This is a genomic window from Bradyrhizobium sp. WU425 (assembly GCF_021052305.1).
Lineage (GTDB): Bacteria > Pseudomonadota > Alphaproteobacteria > Rhizobiales > Xanthobacteraceae > Bradyrhizobium > Bradyrhizobium canariense_D.
On sequence record NZ_CP088089.1, the window covers coordinates 2955882 to 2980895 of the forward strand.

The 25014-nt window shown below is 65.4% G+C and carries 19 protein-coding genes; 7 read left to right on the plus strand and 12 right to left on the minus strand.

What is annotated here, in order from left to right; all coding sequences use genetic code 11:
- Window positions 1–197: 197 nt before the first annotated feature.
- The gene (locus BcanWU425_RS14015; protein WP_204511763.1) at window positions 198–6038 is read right to left on the minus strand and encodes an apolipoprotein A-IV repeat region-like domain-containing protein; all 5841 of its coding nucleotides are present in this window, start codon (window positions 6036–6038) and stop codon (window positions 198–200) included.
- Between the two features lie 143 nt (window positions 6039–6181).
- A complete protein-coding gene (locus tag BcanWU425_RS14020) occupies window positions 6182–6436 on the minus strand; it encodes a hypothetical protein (RefSeq protein WP_204511762.1) in 255 nt (84 codons plus the stop codon).
- A 28-nt stretch (window positions 6437–6464) separates the two neighbouring features.
- Here BcanWU425_RS14020 and BcanWU425_RS14025 point away from each other — a divergent pair, with 28 nt between their 5' ends.
- Together BcanWU425_RS14025 and BcanWU425_RS14030 are read left to right on the plus strand one after the other, a co-directional pair.
- Window positions 6465–6809, plus strand: a complete 345-nt coding sequence (locus BcanWU425_RS14025; RefSeq protein WP_085383991.1) for an Hpt domain-containing protein — start codon at window positions 6465–6467, stop codon at window positions 6807–6809.
- 165 nt (window positions 6810–6974) lie between these two features.
- Entirely contained in the window at window positions 6975–7295 is a 321-nt protein-coding gene (locus BcanWU425_RS14030; protein WP_045008721.1) for a 2Fe-2S iron-sulfur cluster-binding protein, read from the plus strand.
- Window positions 7296–7307: 12 nt separating this feature from the next.
- Here the strand turns inward: BcanWU425_RS14030 and BcanWU425_RS14035 are convergent, their stop codons facing one another.
- The gene (locus tag BcanWU425_RS14035; RefSeq protein WP_085357942.1) at window positions 7308–7775 is read right to left on the minus strand and encodes an acyl-CoA thioesterase; all 468 of its coding nucleotides are present in this window, start codon (window positions 7773–7775) and stop codon (window positions 7308–7310) included.
- A gap of 179 nt (window positions 7776–7954) precedes the next feature.
- Here BcanWU425_RS14035 and BcanWU425_RS14040 point away from each other — a divergent pair, with 179 nt between their 5' ends.
- The 3 genes from BcanWU425_RS14040 (at window position 7955) to BcanWU425_RS14050 (ending at window position 10437) form a co-directional block, all read left to right on the plus strand.
- Window positions 7955–8983 carry an NAD(P)/FAD-dependent oxidoreductase gene (locus BcanWU425_RS14040; protein WP_085357944.1) on the plus strand — a complete coding sequence of 343 codons (1029 nt, stop codon included), beginning with the start codon at window positions 7955–7957 and terminating at the stop codon, window positions 8981–8983.
- A 116-nt stretch (window positions 8984–9099) separates the two neighbouring features.
- The gene (locus BcanWU425_RS14045) at window positions 9100–9702 is read left to right on the plus strand and encodes a DUF2147 domain-containing protein (protein ID WP_204511761.1); all 603 of its coding nucleotides are present in this window, start codon (window positions 9100–9102) and stop codon (window positions 9700–9702) included.
- Window positions 9703–10080: 378 nt separating this feature from the next.
- A complete protein-coding gene (locus tag BcanWU425_RS14050) occupies window positions 10081–10437 on the plus strand; it encodes a hypothetical protein (protein ID WP_204511760.1) in 357 nt (118 codons plus the stop codon).
- A gap of 55 nt (window positions 10438–10492) precedes the next feature.
- Here BcanWU425_RS14050 and BcanWU425_RS14055 read toward each other — a convergent pair whose 3' ends face one another.
- The 9 genes from BcanWU425_RS14055 to BcanWU425_RS14095 form a co-directional block, all read right to left on the minus strand.
- Complete coding sequence (locus BcanWU425_RS14055; protein ID WP_085394480.1) at window positions 10493–10762, minus strand: hypothetical protein; 270 nt, start codon at window positions 10760–10762, stop codon at window positions 10493–10495.
- Window positions 10763–11022: 260 nt separating this feature from the next.
- Complete coding sequence (gene garD, locus BcanWU425_RS14060; RefSeq protein ID WP_204511759.1) at window positions 11023–12564, minus strand: galactarate dehydratase; 1542 nt, start codon at window positions 12562–12564, stop codon at window positions 11023–11025.
- Between the two features lie 129 nt (window positions 12565–12693).
- Window positions 12694–14142, minus strand: a complete 1449-nt coding sequence (locus BcanWU425_RS14065) for an aldehyde dehydrogenase family protein (RefSeq protein WP_085357952.1) — start codon at window positions 14140–14142, stop codon at window positions 12694–12696.
- 17 nt (window positions 14143–14159) lie between these two features.
- Entirely contained in the window at window positions 14160–15503 is a 1344-nt protein-coding gene (gene gudD / locus BcanWU425_RS14070; protein WP_204511758.1) for a glucarate dehydratase, read from the minus strand.
- 25 nt (window positions 15504–15528) lie between these two features.
- Entirely contained in the window at window positions 15529–16473 is a 945-nt protein-coding gene (kdgD, locus tag BcanWU425_RS14075; protein ID WP_027518956.1) for a 5-dehydro-4-deoxyglucarate dehydratase, read from the minus strand.
- Between the two features lie 124 nt (window positions 16474–16597).
- On the minus strand, window positions 16598–17503 hold the full coding sequence (locus BcanWU425_RS14080; protein ID WP_027518955.1) for a LysR substrate-binding domain-containing protein: 906 nt from the start codon (window positions 17501–17503) through the stop codon (window positions 16598–16600).
- 122 nt (window positions 17504–17625) lie between these two features.
- Complete coding sequence (locus BcanWU425_RS14085; RefSeq protein ID WP_204511757.1) at window positions 17626–18966, minus strand: MFS transporter; 1341 nt, start codon at window positions 18964–18966, stop codon at window positions 17626–17628.
- Window positions 18967–19263: 297 nt separating this feature from the next.
- Window positions 19264–21216, minus strand: a complete 1953-nt coding sequence (locus BcanWU425_RS14090; protein ID WP_204511756.1) for a hypothetical protein — start codon at window positions 21214–21216, stop codon at window positions 19264–19266.
- Between the two features lie 154 nt (window positions 21217–21370).
- On the minus strand, window positions 21371–22453 hold the full coding sequence (locus tag BcanWU425_RS14095; protein WP_018457547.1) for a lysylphosphatidylglycerol synthase transmembrane domain-containing protein: 1083 nt from the start codon (window positions 22451–22453) through the stop codon (window positions 21371–21373).
- 416 nt (window positions 22454–22869) lie between these two features.
- Here BcanWU425_RS14095 and BcanWU425_RS14100 point away from each other — a divergent pair, with 416 nt between their 5' ends.
- Entirely contained in the window at window positions 22870–23376 is a 507-nt protein-coding gene (locus BcanWU425_RS14100; RefSeq protein ID WP_007612365.1) for a YciE/YciF ferroxidase family protein, read from the plus strand.
- 153 nt (window positions 23377–23529) lie between these two features.
- Window positions 23530–24933, plus strand: a complete 1404-nt coding sequence (locus BcanWU425_RS14105; protein WP_085348844.1) for an MFS transporter — start codon at window positions 23530–23532, stop codon at window positions 24931–24933.
- Window positions 24934–25014: the final 81 nt, after the last annotated feature.

A 25014-nucleotide genomic window follows, 5' to 3' on the forward strand; every position in this document is an offset into this window, starting at 1 on the left:
GATGGGAGTACCGAACGACTGATCTTCGCCAAACTCCTCCCTGGGGTAATGGTCCTGGCTCCCGTGCGCAATTGCGCACTAGGCCAGGACGACATCGAGTGTTTGGTCGATCGCTTCGGTCCTAATGACACCCAAAACAAAACGGAGCCCGCGGGGGCTCCGTTTTTCATTCGCTCTTCGCTATCGCTGCGAACCGCTTATCCCAGCCGGCCCGCTGCGTGCGCGAGTAGCGTGTACACCAGGCCCGTCTCCGAGGTCAGGTGGTTGCGCAGCTCCTGCGGGCCGCGTCCGTCGCGGGCGACTTCGTCGAGCAGGCGTTCGAACTCGGCGACATAGCGGTCGACCGTGGCCTTGAAGTTGCGGTCGGAGCGATACTTGCGGGCGACCTCGTCAAAGGCCTTCTGGCCGGCGGGCGTGTAGAGGCGCTTGGTGAAGGCCTTGTTCTCGCCGCGCTGGTAGCGGTCCCACATCTCGGAGGCGAGGTTGCGGTCCATCAGCCGGCCGATGTCGAGCGACAAGGATTCCAGCGGATTGCCGCCACCTTGCGGAGCCTGCGGCTGCGGAGCCGGTGCAGCCTGGCGGCCGCGCTGGGGCTCACGTCCGCTGGGCGCGCCCTGGTTGGCGTCCGTGCGGCTCAGCAGGTCGGACAGCCAGCCGTCACGGCCCTGGTCATTGCCGGCCGGCGCCACCGGCGGGGCTTCGGTGCGGCGCGAGGAGGCCGGCATGCCGAGGTCCGGCGGCGGCAGCGTCGAGGCGCTGGCGCTCTCGCGCATGCGCGTCTCGGTGCTGCGCGCGCCGACGGCCGCCAGCATCGGCTCTTCCTGGCGTTGCACGCTGGCGCGGCCCGTCGTGGAGACGTCGAGGCCGCGGCCGTGCTGGGCCACGATGCGGTTGAGCTCGGCGAGGGCCTCGATCTGGTCGACGATCACCTTGCGCATCTGCGCAGTGCTCTCGGCGGCCTCCTGGGGCATCTCGAGCACGCCGCGGCGCAGCTCGTTTCGGGTGGCTTCGAGCTCGTTGTGCATCTCGAAGGCCATCTGCTTCATGCTGGAGACGAGATTGGTGAACTTCTCGGTCGACTGCTTGAACATCGCATCCGCCTCGTCGGTGGTCTGGCGGTAGATGTCGTGCATGGCCTCGACGGTCTGCCGGTGCTCCTCTTCGGAGGCCGACCGCACCGCCTCGAACTGGCGGGTGATCGCGGCGGAACCGGCGCCGGCGGTCTCCGCGACGACGCGGGCGATGTCGCGGGCACGCTCTTCGGCAGCCGCCAGCGATTCATCGAGCAGGCCGGTGAAGCGCGACAGGCGCTGGTCGAGATCGGCCGTGCGCAGGTCAATCGTGGTGACGAGCGATTCCAGCGCCTCCTTGCGTTCGGCGAGCGAGGCGGTGGTGTTCTTGTTGCTCTGTTCCACCACCTGCGCGGCCTCGACCAGTGCCTTGCCGTGCGCGTCGAACTGGGTCGACAGCTCGCCGAGATCCTGGAGCGCCCGCGTGGTCTTGCTGTTGAAGACGTTGAGCTGGTCTTCCAGGTTCTGCGTCGCAGCGCCGTTGCGCGAGGTGACGTCGTTCATCGCCGAGACGAAGTCGGCGACGCGCGTCACCAGCGCCCGCTCGAGCGAGTTGAGGTTGTCGTGCGCACCGGTCAGCACCTCCTGGAGCAGGATGTTGCCTTCGCGCAGGCGCTCGAACAGGGCGACCGTGTCGGTGCGCAGGATCTTGCTGGTCTCCTGCATCTCGGTGACGGCCGCGATCGAGACCTGGCGCGACTGGTCGATCGCCGCGCGCGAGGCCTGCTCGAGGTCCTTGAGCGACTTGTTGACGGCACCGGTCGCCATCTCGCTCGCCGAGTTGATGGTCCGCGCCACCTCGGAGCCGTTGCCCATCATGGTCTGCGAGAACGCATGGCCGCGCGTCTCGATCGACTTCAGCGCGTCGGACGTGACGCGGTCGATGTCGAGCGTGAGCTGGCTGGTCTTCGAGCCGATCGCGTCCACGAGCGAGCCGCGCTTGGCGTCGATCATGTTGGCGAGACGGTCGGACTGCTGCTGCACGTAGGTGACGATCTCGTCGGTCTTGCCGGTCATGGCCTGGCCGAAGCTGCTGCTGGCGGCGAGCACCGACCGCTCGACGTCGGCCGAACTCGACTTGACCCGCGAGCTCGCCTCGTTGGAGGCGTTGATCAACGCGTTCTGGGCGTTGAGCGCGCTGGTCTGGATGTCGTTGGTCGCGTTCGCGGTGGCGGTGCTCAGCGTACGCTCGATCTCGCTCGAGATCGTGCGGATCTGGCTTGCGGCATCCGCCGAGGTCGAGGTCAGCGAGGTCTGCGCCTCACGCGCGCTGTTGAGGATGGTCGAGGCGGTGTCGGCGCCGACCGAGGTCAGCGTGCGCTCGATGTCCGTGGTCAGCGACTTGATCTGGCTCGCAGCGTCCGTCGAGGCAGAGATCAGCGTGCCCTGGGCCTCGCGTACGCCGCTGGTGAGCGCCTCGATGGTGGCGCCGCCGGCGGTCGCCAGCGCGCGCTGCATCTCGGCCGCCAGCGAACGAACCTGGCCGGTCTGTTCGGCGGAGACCGCCAGCAGGGTGCTCTGGGCATCGCGGGCGCTGGTCGTGATCGTCTCGGCGGTCGACTGGCCGACCTGCGAGAGCGAGCGATGCACTTCGGCGGCGAGAGACTTGACCTGGCTCGCCGCATCCGAGGACGCGTTGACGAGCGTGCTCTGGGCTTCGCGGGCGCCGGTCATGATGGTCTCTGCCGTCGCGGTGCCCGCCATCGAGAGCGAGCGCTGCACGTCCGAGGACAGCGCCTTGATCTGGTTGGCGGTCTCGCTCGAGGCCGCGATCAGCGCGCTCTGCGCATCGCGGGCGCCGGCGGTGATCGATTCCGCCGTGGTGGTGCCGGCCATCGACAGCGAGCGCTGCACGTCGGCGGTGAGGGTCTTGACGTGGTTGGCGGCGTCCGAGGACGCCGTGACGAGCGTGGTCTGTACCTCGCGGGCACCGGCCAGGATCGAGGCGGCGGTCGCCGAGCCTGCCGACGACAGCGTGCGTTCGACGTCGGCGGTGAGAGACTTGACGTGGTTGGCCGCATCCGAGGACGCCGTCACGAGCGTGGTCTGCACCTCGCGGGCACCGGCCAGGATCGAGGCGGCGGTCGCCGAGCCTGCCGACGACAGCGTGCGTTCGACGTCGGCCGCGAGCCCCTTGATCTGGTTGGAGGCATCGCCCGACGCGGCGACCAGGGTCGACTGGGCTTCGCGGGCGCTGGTCAGGATCGAGTTCGCGGCACCGGTGCCGACGGCGGTCAGCGCACGCTCGACCTCGGCGGAGGTCATCTTGAGCTGGGCGTTGACGTCGGAGGAGACCGTCATCAGCGACTGCTGCGCGGTGCGCGCACCGGTCTGGATGGTCTCGCTGGTGTTGACCACGAGGTTGGTGAGCGAGCGCTCGGCGTCCTCGACATGCGAGCGAATCGCGGTCGAGATCATCTCGGCGCGGGACATCATGTCGTCGCTGGCCTGGCGTCCGCTGCTCTCGATGCGGCCGGCGACGGCCTCGACGCGCGAGCCGAGCAGGTCCTCGAACTGCGCCACGCGCACGTCGATGTCGCTGGCGACCGCACCGACCTTGGTCTCGATGGCCTGCTGGATGTCCTGGAAGCGCGCCGTGACCGTGTCGGTCAGGTGCATGCTGCGGCCATCGATGATCTCGGCGACGCCGGTGATGCGTCGATCGACCGCCTCGATCGCCTGCGCGGTGCCGTCCGTGAGTGTCGAGGTCAGCAGGGTGAGGCGGGAATCGATCGACTGCACGGCCTGCGAGGCGCCGTTCGTCACCGCGCTGGTCAGGTAGGTGAGGCGCGTGTCGATGGATTCGAGCGCCTGCGACGCGCCGCCGGTGAGGGTGGTCGTCAGATGCGTGAGGCGCGTGTCGATCGTCTGGATGGTCTGCGACGCGCCATCGGTCAGCGAGGTCGCGAGGTGGTTGAGGCGGTTGTCGATGGTCTCGACAGCCTGAGACGCGCCGTCGGTCAGCGACGTCGTGAGGTGGGTGAGGCGGGAGTCGATCGACTGGATCGCCTGCGCGGCGCCGTCGGTCAGCGACGAGGCGAGGGTGTTGAGCCGTCCGTCGATGGTCTCGGTAACCGACTTCGCACGGGTATCGAACGACTGTTCGAGCGCGGCGACGCGGCCGACGAGCTGCTCGTCGAAGGTCTTGATGTGACCGTCGATCGTGGAGTCGAGGCTCGAGATCTTGCCGTTCAGCGAGGCATCGAGGTTGCTGACACGTTCGCCGATCGTGGTCTCGAACTGCACCAGGCGCTGGTCGAGCACGGCGGTGATCGCGCCGCCATTGGCGGTGAAGCGAGTGTCGAAATTATCGACATAGGTCTTCAGCGATTCATGGATGTCCTGCGTGCGCTGGCCCATCCGATCGACGATCTCGCCGCCGAAGGTCTTCACGGTGCGGTCGAACTCGGAGATGTGGCGGGTGATCAGCGCGCCCAGCGTGCCGGAGTCGCGGGCGAACTTCTCGACCAGCTCGGTGCCCTGGTTCTTCACCAGCTCGTCGAAGGCGCTCATCTGGAGCGACAGCGAGTCGTGCGCGGTCTCGGTCTGGCTGACGACCTTGGCGACCAGCGTGTTGACGGTGGCGTCGAGTGCTTCGCTCGCCTTGTCGCCGGAGGTCATGATCTGGCCGGCGAGGCGGTTGCCGGCGTCGTCGATCTTGGCGGAGAGGTCGTTGGAGCGCAGCTCGAGCTCGAGCAGCAGCGAGTCCGAAGAATTCTTCAGGCTGTCGTGCACCTGCTCGGTGCGCTCGGAGATGCCGTCGACGATCGCGGCGGAGCGCTGCTCGAACTCGCCGGTGATGCGGTCGATGCGCTCGTTGAGCATTTCGTGGACGCGGTCGGCGAGATCGACGAACTCGTCGTGAACGTGGCCGGTCTTGAAATTGAGGCTGGTGGTCAGCCGCTCGCTGGCGTCGAGCACGGCGCGCGTGGTCTCGTTGCTGGCCTCCTCGAGGCGGTCGAGCAGGTCGCCGCCGCGCTCGCCGAGCGCGAGGATCATGTTGTCGCCGGCGTTGCTGAGCGCACCGGTGATGTGGGCGCCGCGCTCTTCGAGCGCGCCGGTGATGGACTTGGCGACCTCGTCGACGCGCGAGGCAATCGCGTCCGAGATCAGCGCGATGTCATGGCGCAAATCGATCTGCACGCCGGAGATGGCGCTGCGGACCTGCTCGGCCTGGCCGACCAGATTGTCGCGCTGATGCGCGATGTCCTGAAGCAGGGCGCGGATGCGCACTTCGTTGTCGGAATAGGCGCGTTCGAGCGCCGCGACCTCGTTGGCGACCAACGTCTCGAGCTCGCCGGCGCGCGCGATGGCGCGCTCGATGCCGTCGCCCATCGCCGCAACCTCGCGGCGGATGGCCTGGCCGACGGTCACCATGGAATCCGAAGCCGAGCCTTCCGGCTCGGAGAAGCGGATCGCAACCTGGGCCATAGCCTGCGCGACCGAGCTCATTTGCTGGCCGCGCCAGACGAGGCTCGCCAGGAAGAAGAACAGCATGATCGGCGCGAAGAACATCGTGACGAGGCCGGCAATGGCCAAGACGCCGCCGCTCTGGCCCATCGCCGCCTGGATCGAAGGCAAGAAGCCGACCGTCAGTGCGGCGCAGGCGGCGAGCCAGATGACGGTGAAGATTGTCGCGCCCGTGTAGATGTTGCGGGTCGGGCGACTCGTCTGCAACGTCTGCAAGAGCTGGCCGATGGTCGCACGGTCGTCATTGGCGGCGCGGCGCGAGGAGCGCGGCTCCTCGATCTGGTCGAACACCGCGCGTTCGTTCGCGGCAGGGCGCGCGTCGAAGCTCGGTTCGTCGAACATCGGGGGAGCTGGTGGCGCGACCGGGGGCGACGTTTCGCTGCGCATCGAGGCGTTGCGGCTGGTGTCCGCGGCCGTGTCGCTGATGTTCAGGGCTTCCTGGATTGCAGAAAGCGCATCTTCTGTGGGGTCTTTGACCTTTTTCGGAGTGTTTGCCATGTTCAGTCCGAGCCCTCGTTACTTGTACGCGTCCCCCCGCGAGCTCTGCGCGCTACGCAAGCCCACAGTCCGGATCATGCCGCTTGCGCGGATCTCCGAGCCATCCCCACCCGGACGGCTTGTCCGCCAATTTCTCCAACATCCTATTGGCAGAGCGTCGCGAATGAAATGCCCGCGATTAAGACATTCTTAATCATCGTTAACAGGATCGTGCCGTAAGGCCTTAGCAATAAATGGAATTCTCCACGGAACTCGCCGGATTGCGGCAACTTTTCGTCAATAAACGGGCAGATTTGCGCAAAACGGGCGGAACATTTCGTTAACCATTTCCGTGCTTGGGTGGAGGGAACTTGACCGCCGGACCGGCGGACATCGCGCGATGCCGGGGCCTGCGCCATGATACCTGAACTGCAACGGATGGACTGGATGCCCTCGCCCCCGCTTGCACCCATCGACAGCCCGCTCGACCTCGATCATCTCTCCCGCATGACGCTCGGCGATTCCGAGCTGAAACAGGAAGTGCTGGCGATGTTTGCCGAGCAGGCGGTGCGCCTGATCGCGGCGATGGCAGCGCTCCCGGCCGAGGCCGGCGCGCTCGCCCACAAGCTCAAGGGATCGGCGCGCGGGATCGGCGCCTTTGCGGTGGCGGACGCCGCAGCCAGCCTGGAGACCGCGATCCAGACCGGGCAGGGCCGGCCTCACGCCTTCGCCGCGCTGAAAGAGGCGGTGACCGAGGCGCGCGCCGCCATCGAGGCGATCCTCAACCCTTAGGCGATAACACCAGACCTGTAGCCTAGTCTTTTGTTTTGACGGGTCTTCTTCCCGCGAAGCGGTATTCGCGACTTCATCAAAACGCTATGGCGCCGGGCTGACCGACCCGTTATAGGACAGCCCGGACCCTCCTTCATTCCCTAGATCGCGGCAGCACGAGCACACATGGCCAAAATCCACTTTGTCGATCACAAGGGCGAAACCCGTACGGTGGACGTCGAGAACGGCGCGACTGTGATGGAAGCCGCCATCCGCAACAGCATTCCCGGCATCGAGGCCGAATGCGGCGGCGCCTGCGCCTGCGCCACCTGCCATGTCTATGTCGACGAAGCGTGGCGCGAGAAGGTCGGCAGCCCGACGCCGATGGAAGAGGACATGCTCGACTTCGGCTTCGACGTGCGCCCGAACTCGCGCCTGTCCTGCCAGATCAAGGTCTCCGACGAGCTCGACGGTCTGGTGGTGGCGACGCCGGAACGGCAGGCCTAACTCTCTTAGCTATCATGTGCTCGGCGGCGCGACCTGGATGCCGCGCTTGTGCCAGGGGCTGAGCTTCTCAAGCACTTCCGCGATCAGTGGCGTCGGCCGGCGCGACGCTTCGTCGATCATCACGGCGACCGATGTCGCCGATGCAATGCACTTCCCTTCCGAAAACACCACCTGCTCGAACGTTACCGACGTTCGTCCCAGCTTCACGACGCCGAGACCGAGCTCGATCGTGTTCGGCCAATGCAGCTCCGCGCGAAAATGGATGTCGAGCCGCACCATGATCCAGGCAAGTCCGGGCGGCGTCAGGCCGTATTCCGGGAGCTTCATCAGCGTGACACGGCCGGTCTCGAAATAGGTGGCGTAGACCGCGTTGTTGACGTGCTGGTTAGGGTCGAGATCGCCGAAGCGGACATTGTCGCTGAGCCGAAAAGGGTAGTCCTCCAGGCGCGGCGTCGTATCGAGGCGACTTGGTGCGTTCACCGATTGATCTCCGTCATATCGTTGCTGGTTACAGCCCAGTTATCCTGACCCGGCAAGTGGGCGCGGCCGCGGGGCGCTCCCGCTTTTATGCCTTCCCTGATCCATCCCCGTTGGCTAGACAGGCAGGGTCACCTCGGCCCGAAGGGCGCCGTCCCACCGACGACCGATAAAGAGACGACATGAGCGACGCGATCAAAACCGATGTGCTGATTATTGGTGCCGGCCCCTGCGGTCTGTTCGCCGCCTTCGAGCTGGGCCTTCTCGACATGAAGACGCATTTCGTCGACATCCTCGACAAGGTCGGCGGCCAGTGCGCAGAACTCTATCCGGAAAAGCCGATCTACGACATTCCCGGCATTCCGCAGGTTTCGGGGCAGGGCCTCACCGACGCGCTGATGGAGCAGATCAAGCCGTTCCATCCGACCTTCCATCTCGGCGAGATGATCGAGACCGTCGAGAAAATCGGCGATCCGCTGTTCCGCTGCACCACGGACGCCGGCAAGGTGTTCGAATGCAAGGTGCTGGTGATCGCTGCCGGCGGCGGCTCGTTCCAGCCCAAGCGTCCACCGGTGCCGGGGATCGAAGCCTATGAAGGAAGCTCGGTGCACTACGCCGTGCGCAAGATGGAGACGTTCCGCGACAAGAACGTGCTGATCGTGGGCGGCGGCGATTCCGCGCTCGATTGGACGCTCAATCTGCATCCGATCGCCAAGCGCATCACGCTCTTGCACCGTCGCGACGATTTTCGCGCCGCCCCCCACAGCGTCGAGCAGATGCGCGCGCTGGTCGCTGCCGGCAAGATGGATCTGCGGCTCGGCCAGGTCACCGCGCTGTCAGGCAACGAGGGCAAGCTGAGCGGCGCCACCGTGAAGGGCAACGACAACAGCGTGAACGAAATCACCTGCGACACCATGCTGCCGTTCTTCGGGCTGACCATGAAACTCGGTCCGGTCGCGAACTGGGGCATCGCGCTGGAGAACAATCTGGTGCCGGTCGAGACATCCGCGTTCGAGACCAACGTGCCAGGCATCTTCGCGATCGGCGACATCAACACCTATCCCGGCAAGATCAAGCTGATCCTGTGCGGCTTCCACGAGGGCGCGCTGATGTCGCAAAAAGCCCATCGCTACGTCTATCCGGAGAAGCGGCTCGTGTTCCAGTACACGACGTCGTCCTCCAGCCTGCAAAAGAAGCTCGGCGTCAACTGATGGCGGCGGGCGATGCCCCATGTTTCTGGTGCTGGAACAGTTCGCGAAATCGCCGTAGTCTGCGGCCATTGCAGTTGGCGGCTTAGCAAGGCGATTGGCTCAGCAAGGTGATGATAATGCGGACTCTCTTTTCCAGCTTTCGGCTGTTCTCGCTCCTCGCGCTCGCGATGACGCTCGGTGCGGTGAGCCCGGTTGTGGCGCAAGTGCAGCAGCCGACCGCCGCAGGCCTCTGGCAGAAGGTCGAAGACGGCAAGACGGTGGGATGGTTTCTCTTCATCGACCACAACGGTGTGTTCGAAGGCGTCATCGCAAAAACCTTCCCGCGGCCCGGCGACGACCCGAACGAGGTCTGCGCGAAATGCACGGACGATCGCAAGAACGCGCCGGTGCTTGGGCTCTCCTTCATCCGCGACATGAAGCGCGACGGCCTGAAGTATGACGGCGGCAACGTGGTCAATCCTCGCGACGGCAACATCTGGAAGGCCAAGATGACTGTCAGCCCGGATGGGCAGACGCTGACGATGCGCGGTTTCCTCGGCATCTCCCTGTTCGGCAAGGACGAGACCTGGACGCGTCTTCCCGACGCCAACATCGCGCAGGTCGATCCCGCCATCGTCGCCAAATATCTCCCGGCGCAAGCAACCGCCGCGACCAAGCCCGTGCCCGTGCCCGCGGCGAAGAAGGGCGGCGCGATGATGGCGCCGGTGCCGAAGCAGTAGGGTCTACGTCACGCGCTGTGCCGCCTGAACTTCCGTAGCTCCACACACCGCCGTCATTGCCCGCGAAGGCGGGACTCCAGTACGCCGCAGCCTCTCGGTGTTCTTGCGCGGTGTCCGTGGACCCCGTGCGCAATCGCGCATGCGGCCGGCCGAGACAGCGGAGAACTTGGCGCGCGAGCAGCGGTCATACCCGTCGAATGACCAATGCGTGCCGGACGCGCGCCAGTAGTTCCCCGGAATGCGCGGTGGCGCCGGATTTGCATAGCTATCCGCAAAGCTGTTGGGGGATGAGTCGCCGTCCTTGACGCCTTCGCCGAGTCGCGGAAGGCGGACGGCAGCTATCGCCCCGCGGCGATGATCTCGACCCGCGGAGACGACATGAGACGTGCAATATCGTGTGCCGCCATGCTGCTGGTCCTGACGGTGCTGCTGACGGTCCCGATGATGGCGCGCGACGACGGGCGCTACGCCAACTCGCCATTAAAACCCTGGTTCGAGAGCCTGCACAGCGAATACGGCCAATGCTGCTCGGATGCCGATGGCTATATGGTCGCCGACGTGGACTGGGAATCCGACAAGGGCCGTTATCGGGTGCATCTCGACGGCGAATGGGTGATCGTGCCCGACGGCGCCGTCATCACCGAGCCGAACAAGATCGGCCGCACCATGGTGTGGAAGCACTATATCGACGGCCATCCGCGGGTGCGCTGCTTCATGCCGGGCAGCATGACCTAGAGTGAAACGTCATCCCGGGCGCCGCGCAGCGTCGAACCCGGAATGGCGTCGAGGCTTAGCGCGCCTCGTTGTTCGCGCTGACGTTCGCAAGCCGCTTCACGCGTGGCGACAGCACCGACATCTGCGCGGGCGAGGCGGGCATGCCGGCGACGATCATCGCGGGCGCAGTCGACTGCTCCTCGACGCCCGCGCCGCCGAGCACCTGGACTTGCGTCGCCGAGATTGGAAACGACGTCACTTCGTAAGAGGGAAGCTCGCCGGCGAACGCGCCTGACGAGTTGGCAATCATCGCTGCGGCAACGGCAATCATCGAAAGAACGCGCATTGGAAAATCTCCGTGAGAAGTGGCAATCGGAGGTTAGGTCGCGGCGATGCCGCAACAGGTTCGCTCGTATGCGACCATTAGATCGCGGTCGCTGATCTATTTGATTGCGTGATGTCGAGCGACGAAGCGCGAAGGAAGTTTTCCGCGCCAATGTTTCCGGACGGTTTCGCGGGAGTGGTCGCGCGGTGACGCGTCGGTGCCCCACGTCCCGAAACGGCACCAATGCATCCACGCGGCGAGGCAGCGTCCGCGCGCGGCGCTCAGGTCACTGGCGCCGGATTGAACAGCGTCAAATCGTTGTGGATGCCCCAACGATCCGACCAGGGCTTGGTGCGGCCGCTGGCGACGTCGAGGATCAGGCGGAACATGTCCCAGCCGGTCTCCTCGATGGTCTTCTCGCCGGTGGCGATCCCGCCGGCATCGAAATCGATCAGGTCCTTCCAGCGTCGCGCCAGCTCGCTTCGAGTCGCGACCTTGATCACGGGCGCAGCCGCAAGGCCGTAAGGCGTGCCGCGGCCCGTTGTGAACACCTGCAGCGTCATGCCGGAGGCGAGCTGGAGCGTGCCGCAGATGAAGTCGGACGCCGGCGTTGCCGCAAACAGCATGCCCTTCTGCGTCGCCTTCTCGCCGGGCGAGAGGACGCCGGTGATCGCGCTTGATCCGGACTTGACGATCGAGCCGAGCGACTTCTCGACGATGTTGGCGAGGCCGCCCTTCTTGTTGCCGGGCGTGGTATTGGCGCTGCGGTCCGCGCCGCCACGGGCCAGATAGGAATCGTACCAGGCCATCTCGCGGACCAGCGCGCGGCCGACGTCCTCGTTGATGGCGCGCCGCGTGAGCAACTGGATCGCGTCGCGCACTTCGGTGACTTCCGAGAACATCACGGTGGCGCCGGCGCGCACCAGCAGGTCGGCGGCGAAGCCGACCGCAAGGTTCGCGGTGACGCCGGAGAACGCGTCGCTGCCACCGCATTGCAGGCCGATGACGAGATCGGCGGCCGGGCAGGTCTCGCGGGTGCGCTTGTTGAGGGTCTTGAGGCGGGCCTCTGCCTGGGTCATGATTGCCTCGACGATGGCGCCAAAGCCGTCGAAGGCTTCGTCCTGCATGCGCACGATGGCATTGCTGACGCCTTCCGGCACCAGACGCTCGGGCGCAAGCTTCTCGCAGCCGAGGCTGATGACCAGGATCTCGCCGCCGAAATTCGGGTTCTGTGCGATGTTTTGCAGCGTGCGGATCGGAATCACGGCATCAGGCGCGTTGATGGCGACGCCACAGCCATAGGCATGCGTCAGCGGCACGACGTCGTCGACATTCGGATATTTCGGCAGCAGCTCGGCGCGGATGCGCTTCACCGCATATTCCATCGTGCCCTTGACGCATTGCACCGAGGAGGAGATGCCGAGGATGTTCTTGGTGCCGACCGAGCCGTCGGAATTGCGAAAGCCTTCGAACGTGAAACCTTCGAGCGGCGGCAGCGGCGCGGGAACGGCGGTGGAGATTTCCAGCTTGTCGAGGGCAGGGGCCTCCGGCATACGGATGCGCGCTTCGTCCACCCATTCGCCGGCCAGGATCGGCGCGAGCGCATGGCCGATTACCTCGCCATAGCGGATGATCGGGGCGTCCTGCGGGATGTCGACCAGCGCCGTCTTGTGTCCCTGCGGCACGAAGGCGCGCAGCGTCAGCCCGCTCGCGAAGCGGGAGCCGGCGGGAAGCCCGAAATCATTGACAACGATCGCGACGTTGTCGCGCTCGTTGAGCTTGATGTAGCGAGGCTGCTCTTTCGCTGCGACTGACTGGTCCATCTGCTTTACCTCGGAAACTCAAGTCGTAGGGTGGGCAAAGGCGCAAAGCGCCGTGCCCACCATGCTTCGTGCCGAACGTAAGCGGTGGGCGCGCTTCGCTTTGCCCACCCTACGATATCTTGCCCGTGGTTAGCCGGGATAGGTATAGGCGGTCTTCACCGTCGTGTAGAACTCGCGGGCGTAGGAGCCCTGTTCGCGGGCGCCGTAGCTCGAACCCTTCCGGCCACCGAACGGCACGTGATAGTCGACGCCGGCCGTCGGCAGATTGACCATCACCATGCCGGACTCGCTGTTGCGCTTGTAGTGCGAGGCGTATTTCAGGCTGCTGGTGCAGATGCCGGAGGCGAGGCCGAACTCGGTGTCGTTGGAGATCGCGAGCGCCTCCTCGTAGTTCTTGGCGCGAATGACGGCGGCGACCGGGCCGAAGACCTCCTCGCGCGAAATGCGCATGTTGTTGTTGGCCTCGGTGAACAGCGCCGGCTGGAGGTAGTGGCCGGGCGTTTCGCGCTTGAGCAACTCGCCGCCCCAGGCGAGCTTGGCACCCTCGTCCTGGCCGATCTTGATGTAGCGCAGGTCCTGGTCGAGCTGGCTCTGGTCGACCACCGGGCCGATATGCACGCCGGCCTTGAGCGCGTCGTCCACCGTGAGGCCCTTCAGGCGCTCGGTCACCGCCGCAACGAAACGGTCGTGAATACCTTCGGTGACGATCAGGCGCGAGGACGCCGTGCAGCGCTGGCCGGTGGAGAAATAGGCGCCGTTGACGGCGACTTCGACGGCGGTCTTGAGATCGGCGTCGTCGAGCACGACCAGCGGGTTCTTGCCGCCCATCTCGAGCTGGAATTTCTTCATGTTGCTCGAGGTCACGCAGGCCTGCGCGATTTTGCGGCCGGTCTGCACCGAGCCGGTGAAAGTGATCGCGGCGACGTCGGGATGCTCGATCAGGGTCTGGCCGACCACGGAGCCCGAGCCGACAACGAGGTTGAACACGCCGGCCGGGATGCCGGAGCGGGTGATGATCTCGGACAGCGCATGCGCCGAGCCCGGCACCAGTTCGGCAGGTTTGAACACCACGGTGTTGCCGTAGCAGAGCGCCGGCGCGATCTTCCAGGCCGGGATCGCGATCGGGAAATTCCAGGGCGTGATCATGCCGACGACGCCCATCGGCTCACGGGTGAGCTCGACGTCGATGCCGGGACGGACGGAAGCGCCCTTCTCGCCGATCATGCGCAGCGCCTCGCCGGCGAAGAATGCGAAGATCTGGCCGGCGCGCGCGACCTCGCCAATTCCTTCCGGCAGCGTCTTGCCTTCCTCGCGGGCGAGCAGGCGGCCGAGCTCTTCCTTACGGGCGATGATTTCGAGAGAGATCTTGTTCAGCGCGTCATAACGCGCCTGCGGTGTCGACTGCGCCCAAGCGGGGAAGGCGGCCTTGGCGGCTGCGATCGCCTTCTCGGTCTGGGCCTTGTCGGCCTTGGCGTATTCGCCGACGACGTCGTTGGTGTTGGAGGGGTTGATGTTCTTGGTGACGGCGGAGCCATCGACCCATTCGCCGCCGATGAAGTTCTTCAGGATCGCAGTCATAGCTTCCTCCAGAGTTTTTAACGAACCAGGCAAGGACGCTTGTCGTCGAAGGTCCAGCCGGGGATCAGGTCCTGCATGGCAATAGCGTCATCGCGGGCGCCGAGTCCATGCTGCTTGTAGAGGTCATGCGCGGCGTCGATGGCGGCCCTGTCGATTTCGATACCCAGGCCCGGCCTATCCGGCACCGCGATCTTGCCGGCCTTGATCTGGAGCGGCTCCTTCGTCAGGGCCTGACCGTCCTGCCAGATCCAGTGTGTGTCGATCGCGGTGACCTTGCCGGGGGCGGCGGCGCCGACATGGGTGAACATGGCGAGTGAGATGTCGAAATGGTTGTTGGAGTGCGAACCCCAGGTCAGGCCGTTGTCGCGGCAGGTCTGGGCCACGCGCACCGAGCCTTGCATGGTCCAGAAATGGGGATCGGCCAGCGGAATGTCCACCGCGCCGAGGCGCAGCGCATGGGACAATTGCCGCCAATCGGTCGCGATCATGTTGGTCGCGGTGGGCAGGCCCGTTGCGCGGCGGAACTCGGCCATGATCTCACGGCCGGAGAAGCCGCCTTCGGCGCCGCAGGGGTCCTCGGCATAGGCGAGGATGCCGTGCATGTCCTTGCAGAGGCTGATGGCCTCGTCGAGCGACCATGCGCCGTTCGGATCCAGAGTCACGCGCGCATTCGGAAAGCGCTTGGCGATCGCGGTGACGGCCTCGATCTCCTGCTCGCCGCGCAGCACGCCGCCCTTGAGCTTGAAATCGGCGAAGCCGTAATGGTCGTGGGTGGCTTCCGCGAGCCGCACCACGGTCTCCGGCGTCATCCCCTCCTGATGCCGGAGGTTGAACCATTCCGCCTTGCCGGTCTCGCCGCCGACATAGTCGAGCTTGGATTTGCGGCCGTCGCCGACGAAGAAGAGATAGCCCAGCGTCTCGACGCTGGTGCGCTGCTGGCCCTCGCCGAGCAGGGCTGCGACCGGCAGGTTGAGATGCTGGCCGAGCAAATCGAGCAGCGCGGACTCCACGGCCGTGACGGCGTGGATCATGACGCGGAGATCAAAAGTCTGCTTGCCGCGGCCGCCGGCATCGCGATCGGCGAAGGCGGTCCTGATATCGGCGAGGATGTTGTTCATCGCGCCGACGGTCTTGCCGATCACGAGATCACGGGCTTCCTGCAGTGTCTGCCAGATCTTCTGCCCGCCAGGCACCTCGCCGACGCCGGTGTGACCGGCATTGTCGGTGAGGATGACGATGTTGCGGGTGAAGAACGGCGCATGCGCGCCGCTCAAATTGAGGAGCATGCTGTCACGGCCTGCGACCGGGATCACCTGCATCGCGGTGACGACCGGTGCGCCAGTGATCTCGGTGTTGGCCATCGCAGGCTCCTCCCTGTGTCGTTTGTTATTCTGCAGCCTGTTGTGACGATCGGATGGCGGGCAGATTCTTCACCAGCGCCGTGACCTCCGCGATCTCCTGCTCGGTGAGATCGGTCAGCGGCGGGCGGACGGGGCCGGAATCGCGGCCGATCACCTTCATGCCGGCCTTGATGATCGAGACCGCATAGCCCTTCTTGCGGTTGCGGATCGCGATCAGCGGCAGGATGAAATCCTTCAGGCCGGCGTGGATCGTCGCGTGGTCGCGCTTGCGCACGGCGGCGTAGAAGTTGGTGGCGAATTCCGGAACGAAGTTGAATACGGCCGAAGAGTAGGTGGTCACGCCCATGTCGAGATAGGGCAGCGCGAAGGTCTCAGCCGTCGGCAGGCCGCCGATATAGGTCAGGCGGTCGCCGAGCTTGGTGTAGACGCGGGTCATCAGCTCGATGTCGCCGATGCCGTCCTTGTAGCCGACGAGGTTCGGGCAGCGTTCGGCGAGGCGGGCGAGCGTATCGGGCTGGAGGATGGCGTTGTCGCGGTTGTAGACGATGACGCCGATCTTCACGGAGGCGCAGATCGCTTCCACATGGGCAGCAAGGCCGTCCTGCTCGGCATGGGTGAGATAGGGCGGCAGCAGCAACAAGCCGTCGGCGCCCGCCTTCTCCGCGCCGATCGCGATCTCGCGCGCGGTGGCGGTGCCGTAGCCGGTGCCGGCGAGCACGGGCACGCGGCCCTTGGTCTCATCCACGGCGATCTTGACGACCTGCGGAACCTCGGCCGCCGTCAGCGAGAAGAACTCGCCGGTGCCGCCTGCGGCGAACAGGCCTGCGACGTCATAGCCGCAGAGCCAGTCCATGTTGGCGCGGTAGGTCGTCTCGTCGAAGGAGTAGTCCGCCTTGAACGGCGTGACGGGGAAGGAGAGGAGGCCGGATCCGATCTTCTGGGCCATTTCCTGCGGGGTCATCTTGCTCATGGGCGCTGCTCCCTGGTCTCGTGTTGTGGAGGACGCAAAGGCTGCGCGTCCATGCGCCGTGGTTTAGGAGACCGTTCGATGCGGGTCCAAGCCAAAGCCTATATCGACCAATGCGAAATCAGCATCAATCTTCCATCACCTCCGCCGAGGACAATTCGCTCGCGATCTTGACGAGCGCCGAGAGCAGCGGATTCTCGTCGTCGCGGCGCCAGACCATGAACAACTCGACCGGGACGCGGGTGCGCAGCTTCAGCGGCCGCAGGCGGACGTCCGCGATCTTCAGGCTCGCGGCCGCCGCCGGCACGATGGCGAGGCCGAGGCCGGCGCGCACCATGGCGAGGATGGAGTGGATCTGGCTCAGGTGCTGGACATAGCGCGGCAGGATGTCGGCGCGGGTGAATAGCGCCACCAGCACGTCGTGGAAGTAGCGGCTCTCATAGGGCGAATACATCACGAAGGGCTGGTTGTCGAAATCCTTGATCGTGATGGTCTCGGCATTCGCCAGCGGATGCTTTTTCGGGATCGCGGCGAGCAGGGGCTCGGCGACGACGCGGCGGCTGGCGATTTCGGGGCGCGCGATCGGGGGCCTGAGCAGGCCGGCATCGATCTGGCCCGAGGTCAACGCCTCGAACTGGTCGCCCGACACCATCTCCTTCAGCGAGAAGTCCACCTCGGGCAGCTTGGCGCGGCAGGCGGCGACGAGTTCGGGGAGGAAGCCGTAGGCGGCGGCCGCGGTGAAGCCGATCTTCAGCGAGCCGGACTTGCCGAGCGCGATACGGCGGGCGACCTGCGAGGCGCTTTCCGCAAGCTTCAGGATGCGCCGCGCTTCCGGCAGGAAGCTGCGCCCGGCAGGCGTCAGGCGCACCGAGCGGCTGGTACGCTCCAGCAGCGGCGCATCGATGATGTGCTCGAGCACCTGGATCTGCCGGGACAGCGGCGGCTGGGTCATGTTCAGCCGTGCGGCGGCGCGGCCGAAATGCAATTCCTCCGCTACCGTGACGAAACAGCGGAGCTGGTTGAGGTCGAACATCGATACATGCCTTAGATGGATAAGGCGTTTCCCCGGCGCTTCTAGCATCGATTACTCCCAAAACAAAGACGGCGGCCGTGAAGCCGCCGTTAAGTTGCCTGGTCAAGCTCCATGGGGAGCCCTCAGGAGGAACGTTTGAGCACCACGCGCTCGATCTTGCCGACAACCACGAGATAGGCGAATGCGGCCACCAGCGCATTGGCGCCGACGAATATCAGCGCACCGTTGAAGGAGCCGGTCGCGGCCAGGATGTAGCCGATCACGATCGGAGTGCTGATCGAGGAGAGATTTCCGAAGGTGTTGAACAGGCCGCCCGAGACGCCGCCGGCTTCCTTCGGCGAGGTGTCGGAGACGACAGCCCAGCCGAGCGCGCCGATGCCCTTGCCGAAGAAGGCGAGCGCCATGAAGCCGACCACCAGCGCCTGGCCGTCGACATAGTTGCAGGCGATGATTGACATCGACAGCAGCATGCCGCCGACGATCGGGATCTTGCGCGCCATCGTCAACGAGCCGGTCTTGCGCAGGATCGCGTCGGAGATGACGCCGCCGAGCACGCCGCCGATGAAGCCGCACAGCGCCGGCAGTGTCGCGACGAAGCCGGCTTGCAGGATCGAGAGGCCGCGCTCCTTGACGAGGTAGACCGGGAACCAGGTCAGGAAAAAATAGGTCAGCGTGTTGATGCAGTACTGGCCGAGATAGACGCCGAGCATCATGCGGTTGGAAAGCAGCTGGTGGATATGGTCCCATCCGGAGCCGGGCTCGGGCGCGCGCTCTTCCTTGGGAGCGTCGAGGTCGACCAGCGCACCACCTGCCTTGATGTAATCGAATTCAGCCTCGTTGACGCCGGGGTGCTCTTTCGGCCCGTAGACGGTCTTGATCCAGACCAGGCCCATGACGATTCCGAGCGCGCCCATCACGAAGAACACATAGCGCCAGCCGTAGTCGTGCGCGATCCAGCCCATCAGCGGCGCGAAGATCACTGTTGCGAAATACTGCCCGGAATTAAAGAACGCGGACGCGGTCCCTCGCTCGTTGCTCGGAAACCAGGCCGCGACGATGCGAGCATTGGCGGGGAACGAGGGCGCTTCGGCGATGCCGACAAGGAAGCGCAGGCCGAACAGCACGGTGATCGCGGTGCCGGCGCTGAAGAAGCCGACCCAGCCCTGCATCGTCGTGAACAGCGACCAGACGATGATGCTGAAGGCATAGACAAGCCGGGAGCCGTAGCGGTCGAGCAGCCAACCGCCCGGCACCTGCGCGATCACATAGGACCATCTGAACGCCGAGAAGATGTAGCCCATCGCGACGGGATCGAGGTGCAGCTCCTTGGAGAGCGCGGGTCCCGCGATCGACAACGTGGCGCGGTCGGCATAATTGACGGTCGTGACCAGGAACAACATGGTCACGATGAACAGCCTGACGCGAGACCTTCTCACATCCGCTGCGGACATCACTGCGCTCATGACGCGCCTCCTTAGAACTCGAAACGTTTCCCCACTGCGACTCCTAGAGGTGCGCGCGGCAAAGTGTCCAAGTTCAAGGCAGTATCGATCGATGCTGCTTTTGGATTGATGGAACGGCAGGTGGGAGGAACGATCGAGGTGACGGCGAACCCGATCGCACCACGCGCGCCGTTGTCATTCCCCGCGAAGGCGGGGAATCCAGTACGCCGCGACGTCTCGATTCAATCACGTCTGTCACGGAGTACTGGATCGCCCGCCTGCGGGCGATGACAGTGTGCGGGTAGAGGCTGCGCGCGTCTACTGCCGCGCGGCCGGCAGCAGCGGCGCGAGCAGCCCGCGTGTCACGCCCGGCGGTGCCGCATCCAGACCCAGCACGGCGCTTGCCGCCGGCAGTGCCGCGTCCGCCATCGCGGCGTGGCCTTCGGCGCTCGGATGCACGGCGCCGCCATAGACGGCGGAGAGCACGCCCCAGGTCGCGTCATGAATGTCGGTCGGCTGGCTCGCCGCCGGCAAGCCTTGCGGATAGGTCATCGCGGCGAAATAGCTGTCGTTGGCGTCGCGGATCCACCGCGCGCGCGGCAAATAGGCGCGGAATTCGGAGGCGCCGCGGCCGCACAGCATCGGCTGGCTCGCCGCACTCACGATATCAGGATTGAAGCTCTGGCCGTTCTCGGCAAAGCAGGTGCGGTCGAATTCGGGATCGTTGCCCGAATGCGCGCAGAAGCCGTGATCGGCGAACGCCGCCTGATGCGAATCCACGAACGTCATGCGGTCGGCCTCGGGATCGCGGCACAGCGCGCCACGGGTGCAGGTGGCGAGCCCCTTGAGTTGCGGCAGGAATTCAGTGTCGACGAAAGTCGAGACGCGGGCCAGGCGCTGCGGATCGGCGTTGAAGGACGGATGGATGTCGAAGCCGGCGCGGCCGCCGCGGCAGGGCACGCCGCCATCGGCGAGCGCCGGGTTGGCGTAGGAGACGTAGACCACATGCGAGAGGTCGCCGCCGACCAGCGGCTTCAGCGCCTCGCGCAGCTTGACGAAATTCTGCGGCAGTTCGCGCGCCAGCGCATCGCGGGAATCATCGACGCTCGCCATCACGCCGGAGCGGCGGAATATCGCGCGCTCGGTTGCGGTCTCGACGATCACGTCGGCGACGAGGCCGGAGAAATAGACGTCGTTCGCGCCGACCGAGAGCAGCACGAGGTCGAGCGTGCGCTCGGGCTGGCGTTTCCTGGCGGCGGTCAGCGCCTCGCGCAGCTCGGCGACCTGCGCGTTCACGCTGATGTTGCAGACGCCGGTCTTGCCGGGCGGGCATTCGCGGGCGCGTTGCGAGCCGAGCAGCCCGTCGCTGATGCTGGCGCCGGTGCAGGCGAGCGGCAGAAAGGTCACCGCGACGTGGGTGTAGCGTACCGCAAGCGCCAGCGCGGTGCGGGCCTGGTAGCTGTAGAGCGATCGGTGGCAAGGCGAGTTGAACCAGAGGGCGCTGTAGCGCTGCCAGTTGGCAAGCGTATCCGGCGCTTCGCAGGCGCGGCCGCCTTTGAAGCCGGCTCGGCTCGGCCGGTAAAACTGCGCGCCGGCGGTGCCGAGATAGGAGCGGAAGCAAAAACCTTCGTCCGACAGCGCCAGCGGCCGGTCCGGATTGCCTTCGCCCGAGGCGATGCTGTCTCCGAGGCCAGCGACGAAGATGTCGCGGACCTGGATCTCGGTCTGGACCCGCTGGGTCGGATCGGAGCCGGAGGAGACATCGACGCTCGCGACCGTCTGCTTGCCGTAGCGGACCCGCAGATTGATCGGCTCGGCGCAGTCGAAGGTGGATTGCTGCGGCCCGTCGCCGTCGTCGAACGACCAGGCGCAGGTGGCGCCGACCGGCACCGGGCCGGCGAGGCGCACGGTGACGGGATGGTCGATGGGGGTGAGGTAGTTTTCCTTCGTGTTGTCGCGGGTGCAGGGCTGGTTGACCCGGCCCTGGAGGTCGATGCAGAGCCGGTTGACCATGTTGCGGGCCCAGCCGCGGCCCTCGCTCTGGAGCTCCAGCGATTGCTCGGCGGCGAGGATGCTGCGGTTACGCGCGTTCTCGACATGGAGCAGGAAGTCGCGCTCCTCGCGGAACAGCCGGAAGCGGTTGCGCACCTCCCAGCTGATCTGCATGGCGCCCGCGTCCTGCGCGGCCGTCCGCTCCGGCGGGAAGGCGGTGAGGAGCCCGGCGAGCAGCAGGGCACCGGCGAGGAAACGGCGATGGAAGAAAGGGATCATGGCCCGCGTCTTCAACGGCAAAGTTGAGGCGGAAATAAGAGAGCTGCTCTCCGCCTGCAACATTGGTCTGACGGTTTTGCGGGCCGGCGTCCAGCGGACTATCGTGGGCGCATGATCTTTTCGGAAAACCGCTTCGCACTTCTCCGGATCACGCTCAGCGTTTGCTGGCCTGCCGCAGCGACCGCTCGCGCTCCATCGCTGCCACCTGCTTGGGCAGGTTGGCCTGCGCGCAGGCCTCCGCCAGCCGGCGGCGCTCCTGCCAGGGCTCCACCACATTCATCCAGAGCTCGCGTGCGCCCATGATGGAGATGGCAAGACCGAACGGGATCACGAAATAGAGGATGCGGAAGACGAGGAGCGTGGCCAGAAGCTGCTCGCGGCCGAATTCGGGCAGCGCCACCAGCATGGCGGCGTCGAACACGCCGAGCGAGCCGGGGGCGTGGCTGGCGAAGCCGAGCAAAGTCGCCAAAATGAACACCACGGAGAGCGACAGGAAGTCGATCTGCGGAGTGGCCGGCACCAGAAGGTACATCGCCAGCGCGCAGAATCCGAGATCGACGACACCGATCAGGATCTGCACCAGCGTCAGCGGCGCTGAGGGCAGCACCACCTTCCAGCCTTTCTGGCCAAGCTCGCGGCGCTTCTCGCCCATGCACAGCCAGACCAGATAGGCGCCGATCGAGGCGAGGCCGCCGATCGCAATCAGCCGGTTGATCGACGACGGCAGCTGATCCATGTAGGAGGCGGCATCCGGATGGATGGCCATGCCGATCGAGAGCACGAAGATGTTACCGAGCCAAAAGGTCAGGCCCGACAGGAAGCAGATTTTTGCGACGTCGATCGCATTCAGCCCGTAATCCGAATAGATACGGAAGCGGATCGCGCCGCCGGTGAAGACGGTGGCGCCGATGTTGTGGCCGATCGAATAGGACGTGAAGCTGGAGAGCGCTGCAATGCGATAGGGCACGTGCTTCTTGCCGATCGTTCGCAGTGCAAAAAAGTCGTAGAAGGTCAGCGTACAGAACGCGAAGCATACGCAGATCGCCGCCAGCCCGATATTGCCGCGGGGGATCTCGGTCAACGCGGTCAGGATGACCCCGGTGTCGATGCCCTTGAGCGTCCGCACCAGCGTGGTGATCGCGAACGCGATGATGAAGACGCTCGCCGCAACGCCGAGTCGCCGCCAGCCGATCCATCTCTTGAAGCCGCGCTTCAGCGCGGTCAGCAGTCCGTGCATTCATCCTCCCGGCGGGGGGCAAGACCGACCAGGCCAGACATTGGCCGGTCGGATGCGATCAGTGCCCGATGTGGGCTTGGATCGCTAGGCATGATGTAGCTCATTTAAGGCAAAAACAGTGACTTGTGCAGCCCTTGACAAGGATAGGTTCTGCCTTGGACCAGCCACTTTGTCATACGCGGTTCACATCGGACGCGCGTTAAGCATATGAGTCGGGGGATCGGTCGCGTCCGTCCGTGACATAGTCTCAGATCCTGCATGGCCGGTATTGTTCCAGCGCAAGAGATGAGGGCTTTTTTGGAACGACGATGCCGTGCGCTGGTTAGTGCCGCATCAGCAATCGAACATGGCGGAATAACCGGCTTCTCCTGCAAGCCGGTGCCTCCGTGTTCCCACAACCCGAGAGGATCGGACCGATGGGATTGTTCACAAAAGACATCAAAACCATGAACGACCTGTTCGTGCATCAGCTCCAGGACATCTATTACGCCGAGCAGCAGCTCACCAAGGCTCTGCCGAAAATGGCGGATAAGGCGACCGATCCGCAGCTGAAGCAGGGCTTTTTGACGCACCTCGAAGAAACCAGGGAGCACGTCAAGCGCCTCGAGGAAGTGTTCAAGATGCACGGTGCGCAGGTGAAGGCGGTTGATTGCCCTGCGATCGACGGCATCATCGAGGAAGCCGACGAGACCGCCGGCGAAGTCGCCGACAAGGCGGTGCTCGACGCCGCGCTGATCAACGCGGCACAGGCGGCGGAGCATTACGAGATCGTCCGCTACGGCAGCCTGATCGCCTGGGCCAAGCAACTCGGCCGCAACGACTGCGCCAGCGTGCTCGCCAAGACGCTCGAGGAGGAGAAGGCCACCGACAAGAAGCTGACCACGATCGCCGAGAGCAAGGTGAATCTGCGCGCTGCGAGCTGAGGCCAGGCGTAGCCAGAACAGAGCGTCGCGCGGCCATCCGCGCGACGCTCGAACATGACGCATCCGTCACGCATCCATCATTCGATCCTTGTCGTAACATGACGAGGGGCTGGAAGCGTATCGTTCGCATGGGGCTGCAACCGAGATGGCAGCATGCGAGTAAGCACCGCAAGATACGAAGCCTTCGAAGCCGGCGTGCCGCATTCCGGCTCCCGGCTTGCAACGTCCCTCACCCTTGCCGCGATGAGCCTTGGTTATGGCGTGGTGCAACTTGACGTCACCATTGTCAACACCGCGCTCGACGCGATGGGCAGGACGCTCGGCGGCGGCGTCGCTGAGCTGCAATGGGTTGTCAGCGCCTACACCATTGCGTTTGCCGCCTTCATCCTGACGGCCGGCGCGCTCGGCGACCGCATCGGCGCCAAGCGCGTCTTCATGGCGGGCTTCGCAATCTTCACCGCGGCCTCGCTCGCCTGTGCGCTGTCGCCCAATGCGACCGTGCTGATTGGGGCGCGGCTGGTCCAGGGCCTGGCGGCGGCGATCCTGGTGCCGAATTCTCTTGCCCTGCTCAATCATGCCTATCCGGACGACCGCGAGCGCGGCCGCGCCGTCGCGATCTGGGCGGCCGGTGCGAGCCTCGCGCTCACCGCGGGCCCCTTCGTCGGCGGCGCGCTGATCACGCTGGTCGGCTGGCGCGCGATCTTTCTCGTCAACCTTCCGATCGGCCTCATCGGCCTTTGGCTGAGTTGGCGCTATGCGACCGAGACCACGCGCGCGCCCTCACGCGAGATCGATCTGCCCGGCCAGCTCGCGGCAATTGGTGCGCTGGGGGCGCTCGCCGGCGCGATCATCGAGGGGGGCGCGCTTGGCTGGCAGCATCCGGCTGTGCTCGCGGCGTTCGCTTCAGCCGCTCTCCTGGCGGTGCTGTTCGTCTGGCGCGAGAGCCGCGCGACGCAGCCGATGCTGCCCCTGTCCCTGTTCGATCACCGGCTGTTCAGCCTGACCGCGCTCGTCGGCCTGCTCGTGAACGTCGCGATTTACGGGTTGATCTTCGTGCTCAGCCTTTACTTCCAGAGGATCAACGGCCTGTCGGCGTGGTGGACCGGTCTCGCCTTCGTGCCGATGATGGCGGTGGTGCTGCCGGTCAATCTGCTGGCCCCGCGCCTCGCCGAGCGTATCGGCCCGTGCCCGACCATCGTCGTCGGAGCCTGCGTCTCGGCGCTCGGCTGTCTCGGCCTGCTGTGGATCGAGGCCGGCACAAGCTATTGGGCGATCTTTGCGCAGATGATCGCGATCAGCAGCGGACTTGGGCTGCTGGTGCCGCCGCTGACCTCGACCTTGCTGGGCAGCGTCGAGAAGGCACGCTCCGGCATCGCGGCGGGCGTCCTGAACGCGACGCGGCAGACAGGCAGCGTGCTCGGCGTTGCGCTGTTCGGTTCGCTGGTGGCCTCGGAAGGCGCGTTTGTGACCGGCCTGCACCTGTCGCTGGTCGTGTCGGCGGCCGTGCTGCTGCTCGCCGCCGCCGTGATCGGCCTCGGCGCGCCTTCGCGCGGATGAACAATCCGAGCGATTGAACACAGCTTCCGTTCACCATCCCCGAAACAGGCACGTAGCCGGTTACCGACTGTCCATCTCTGT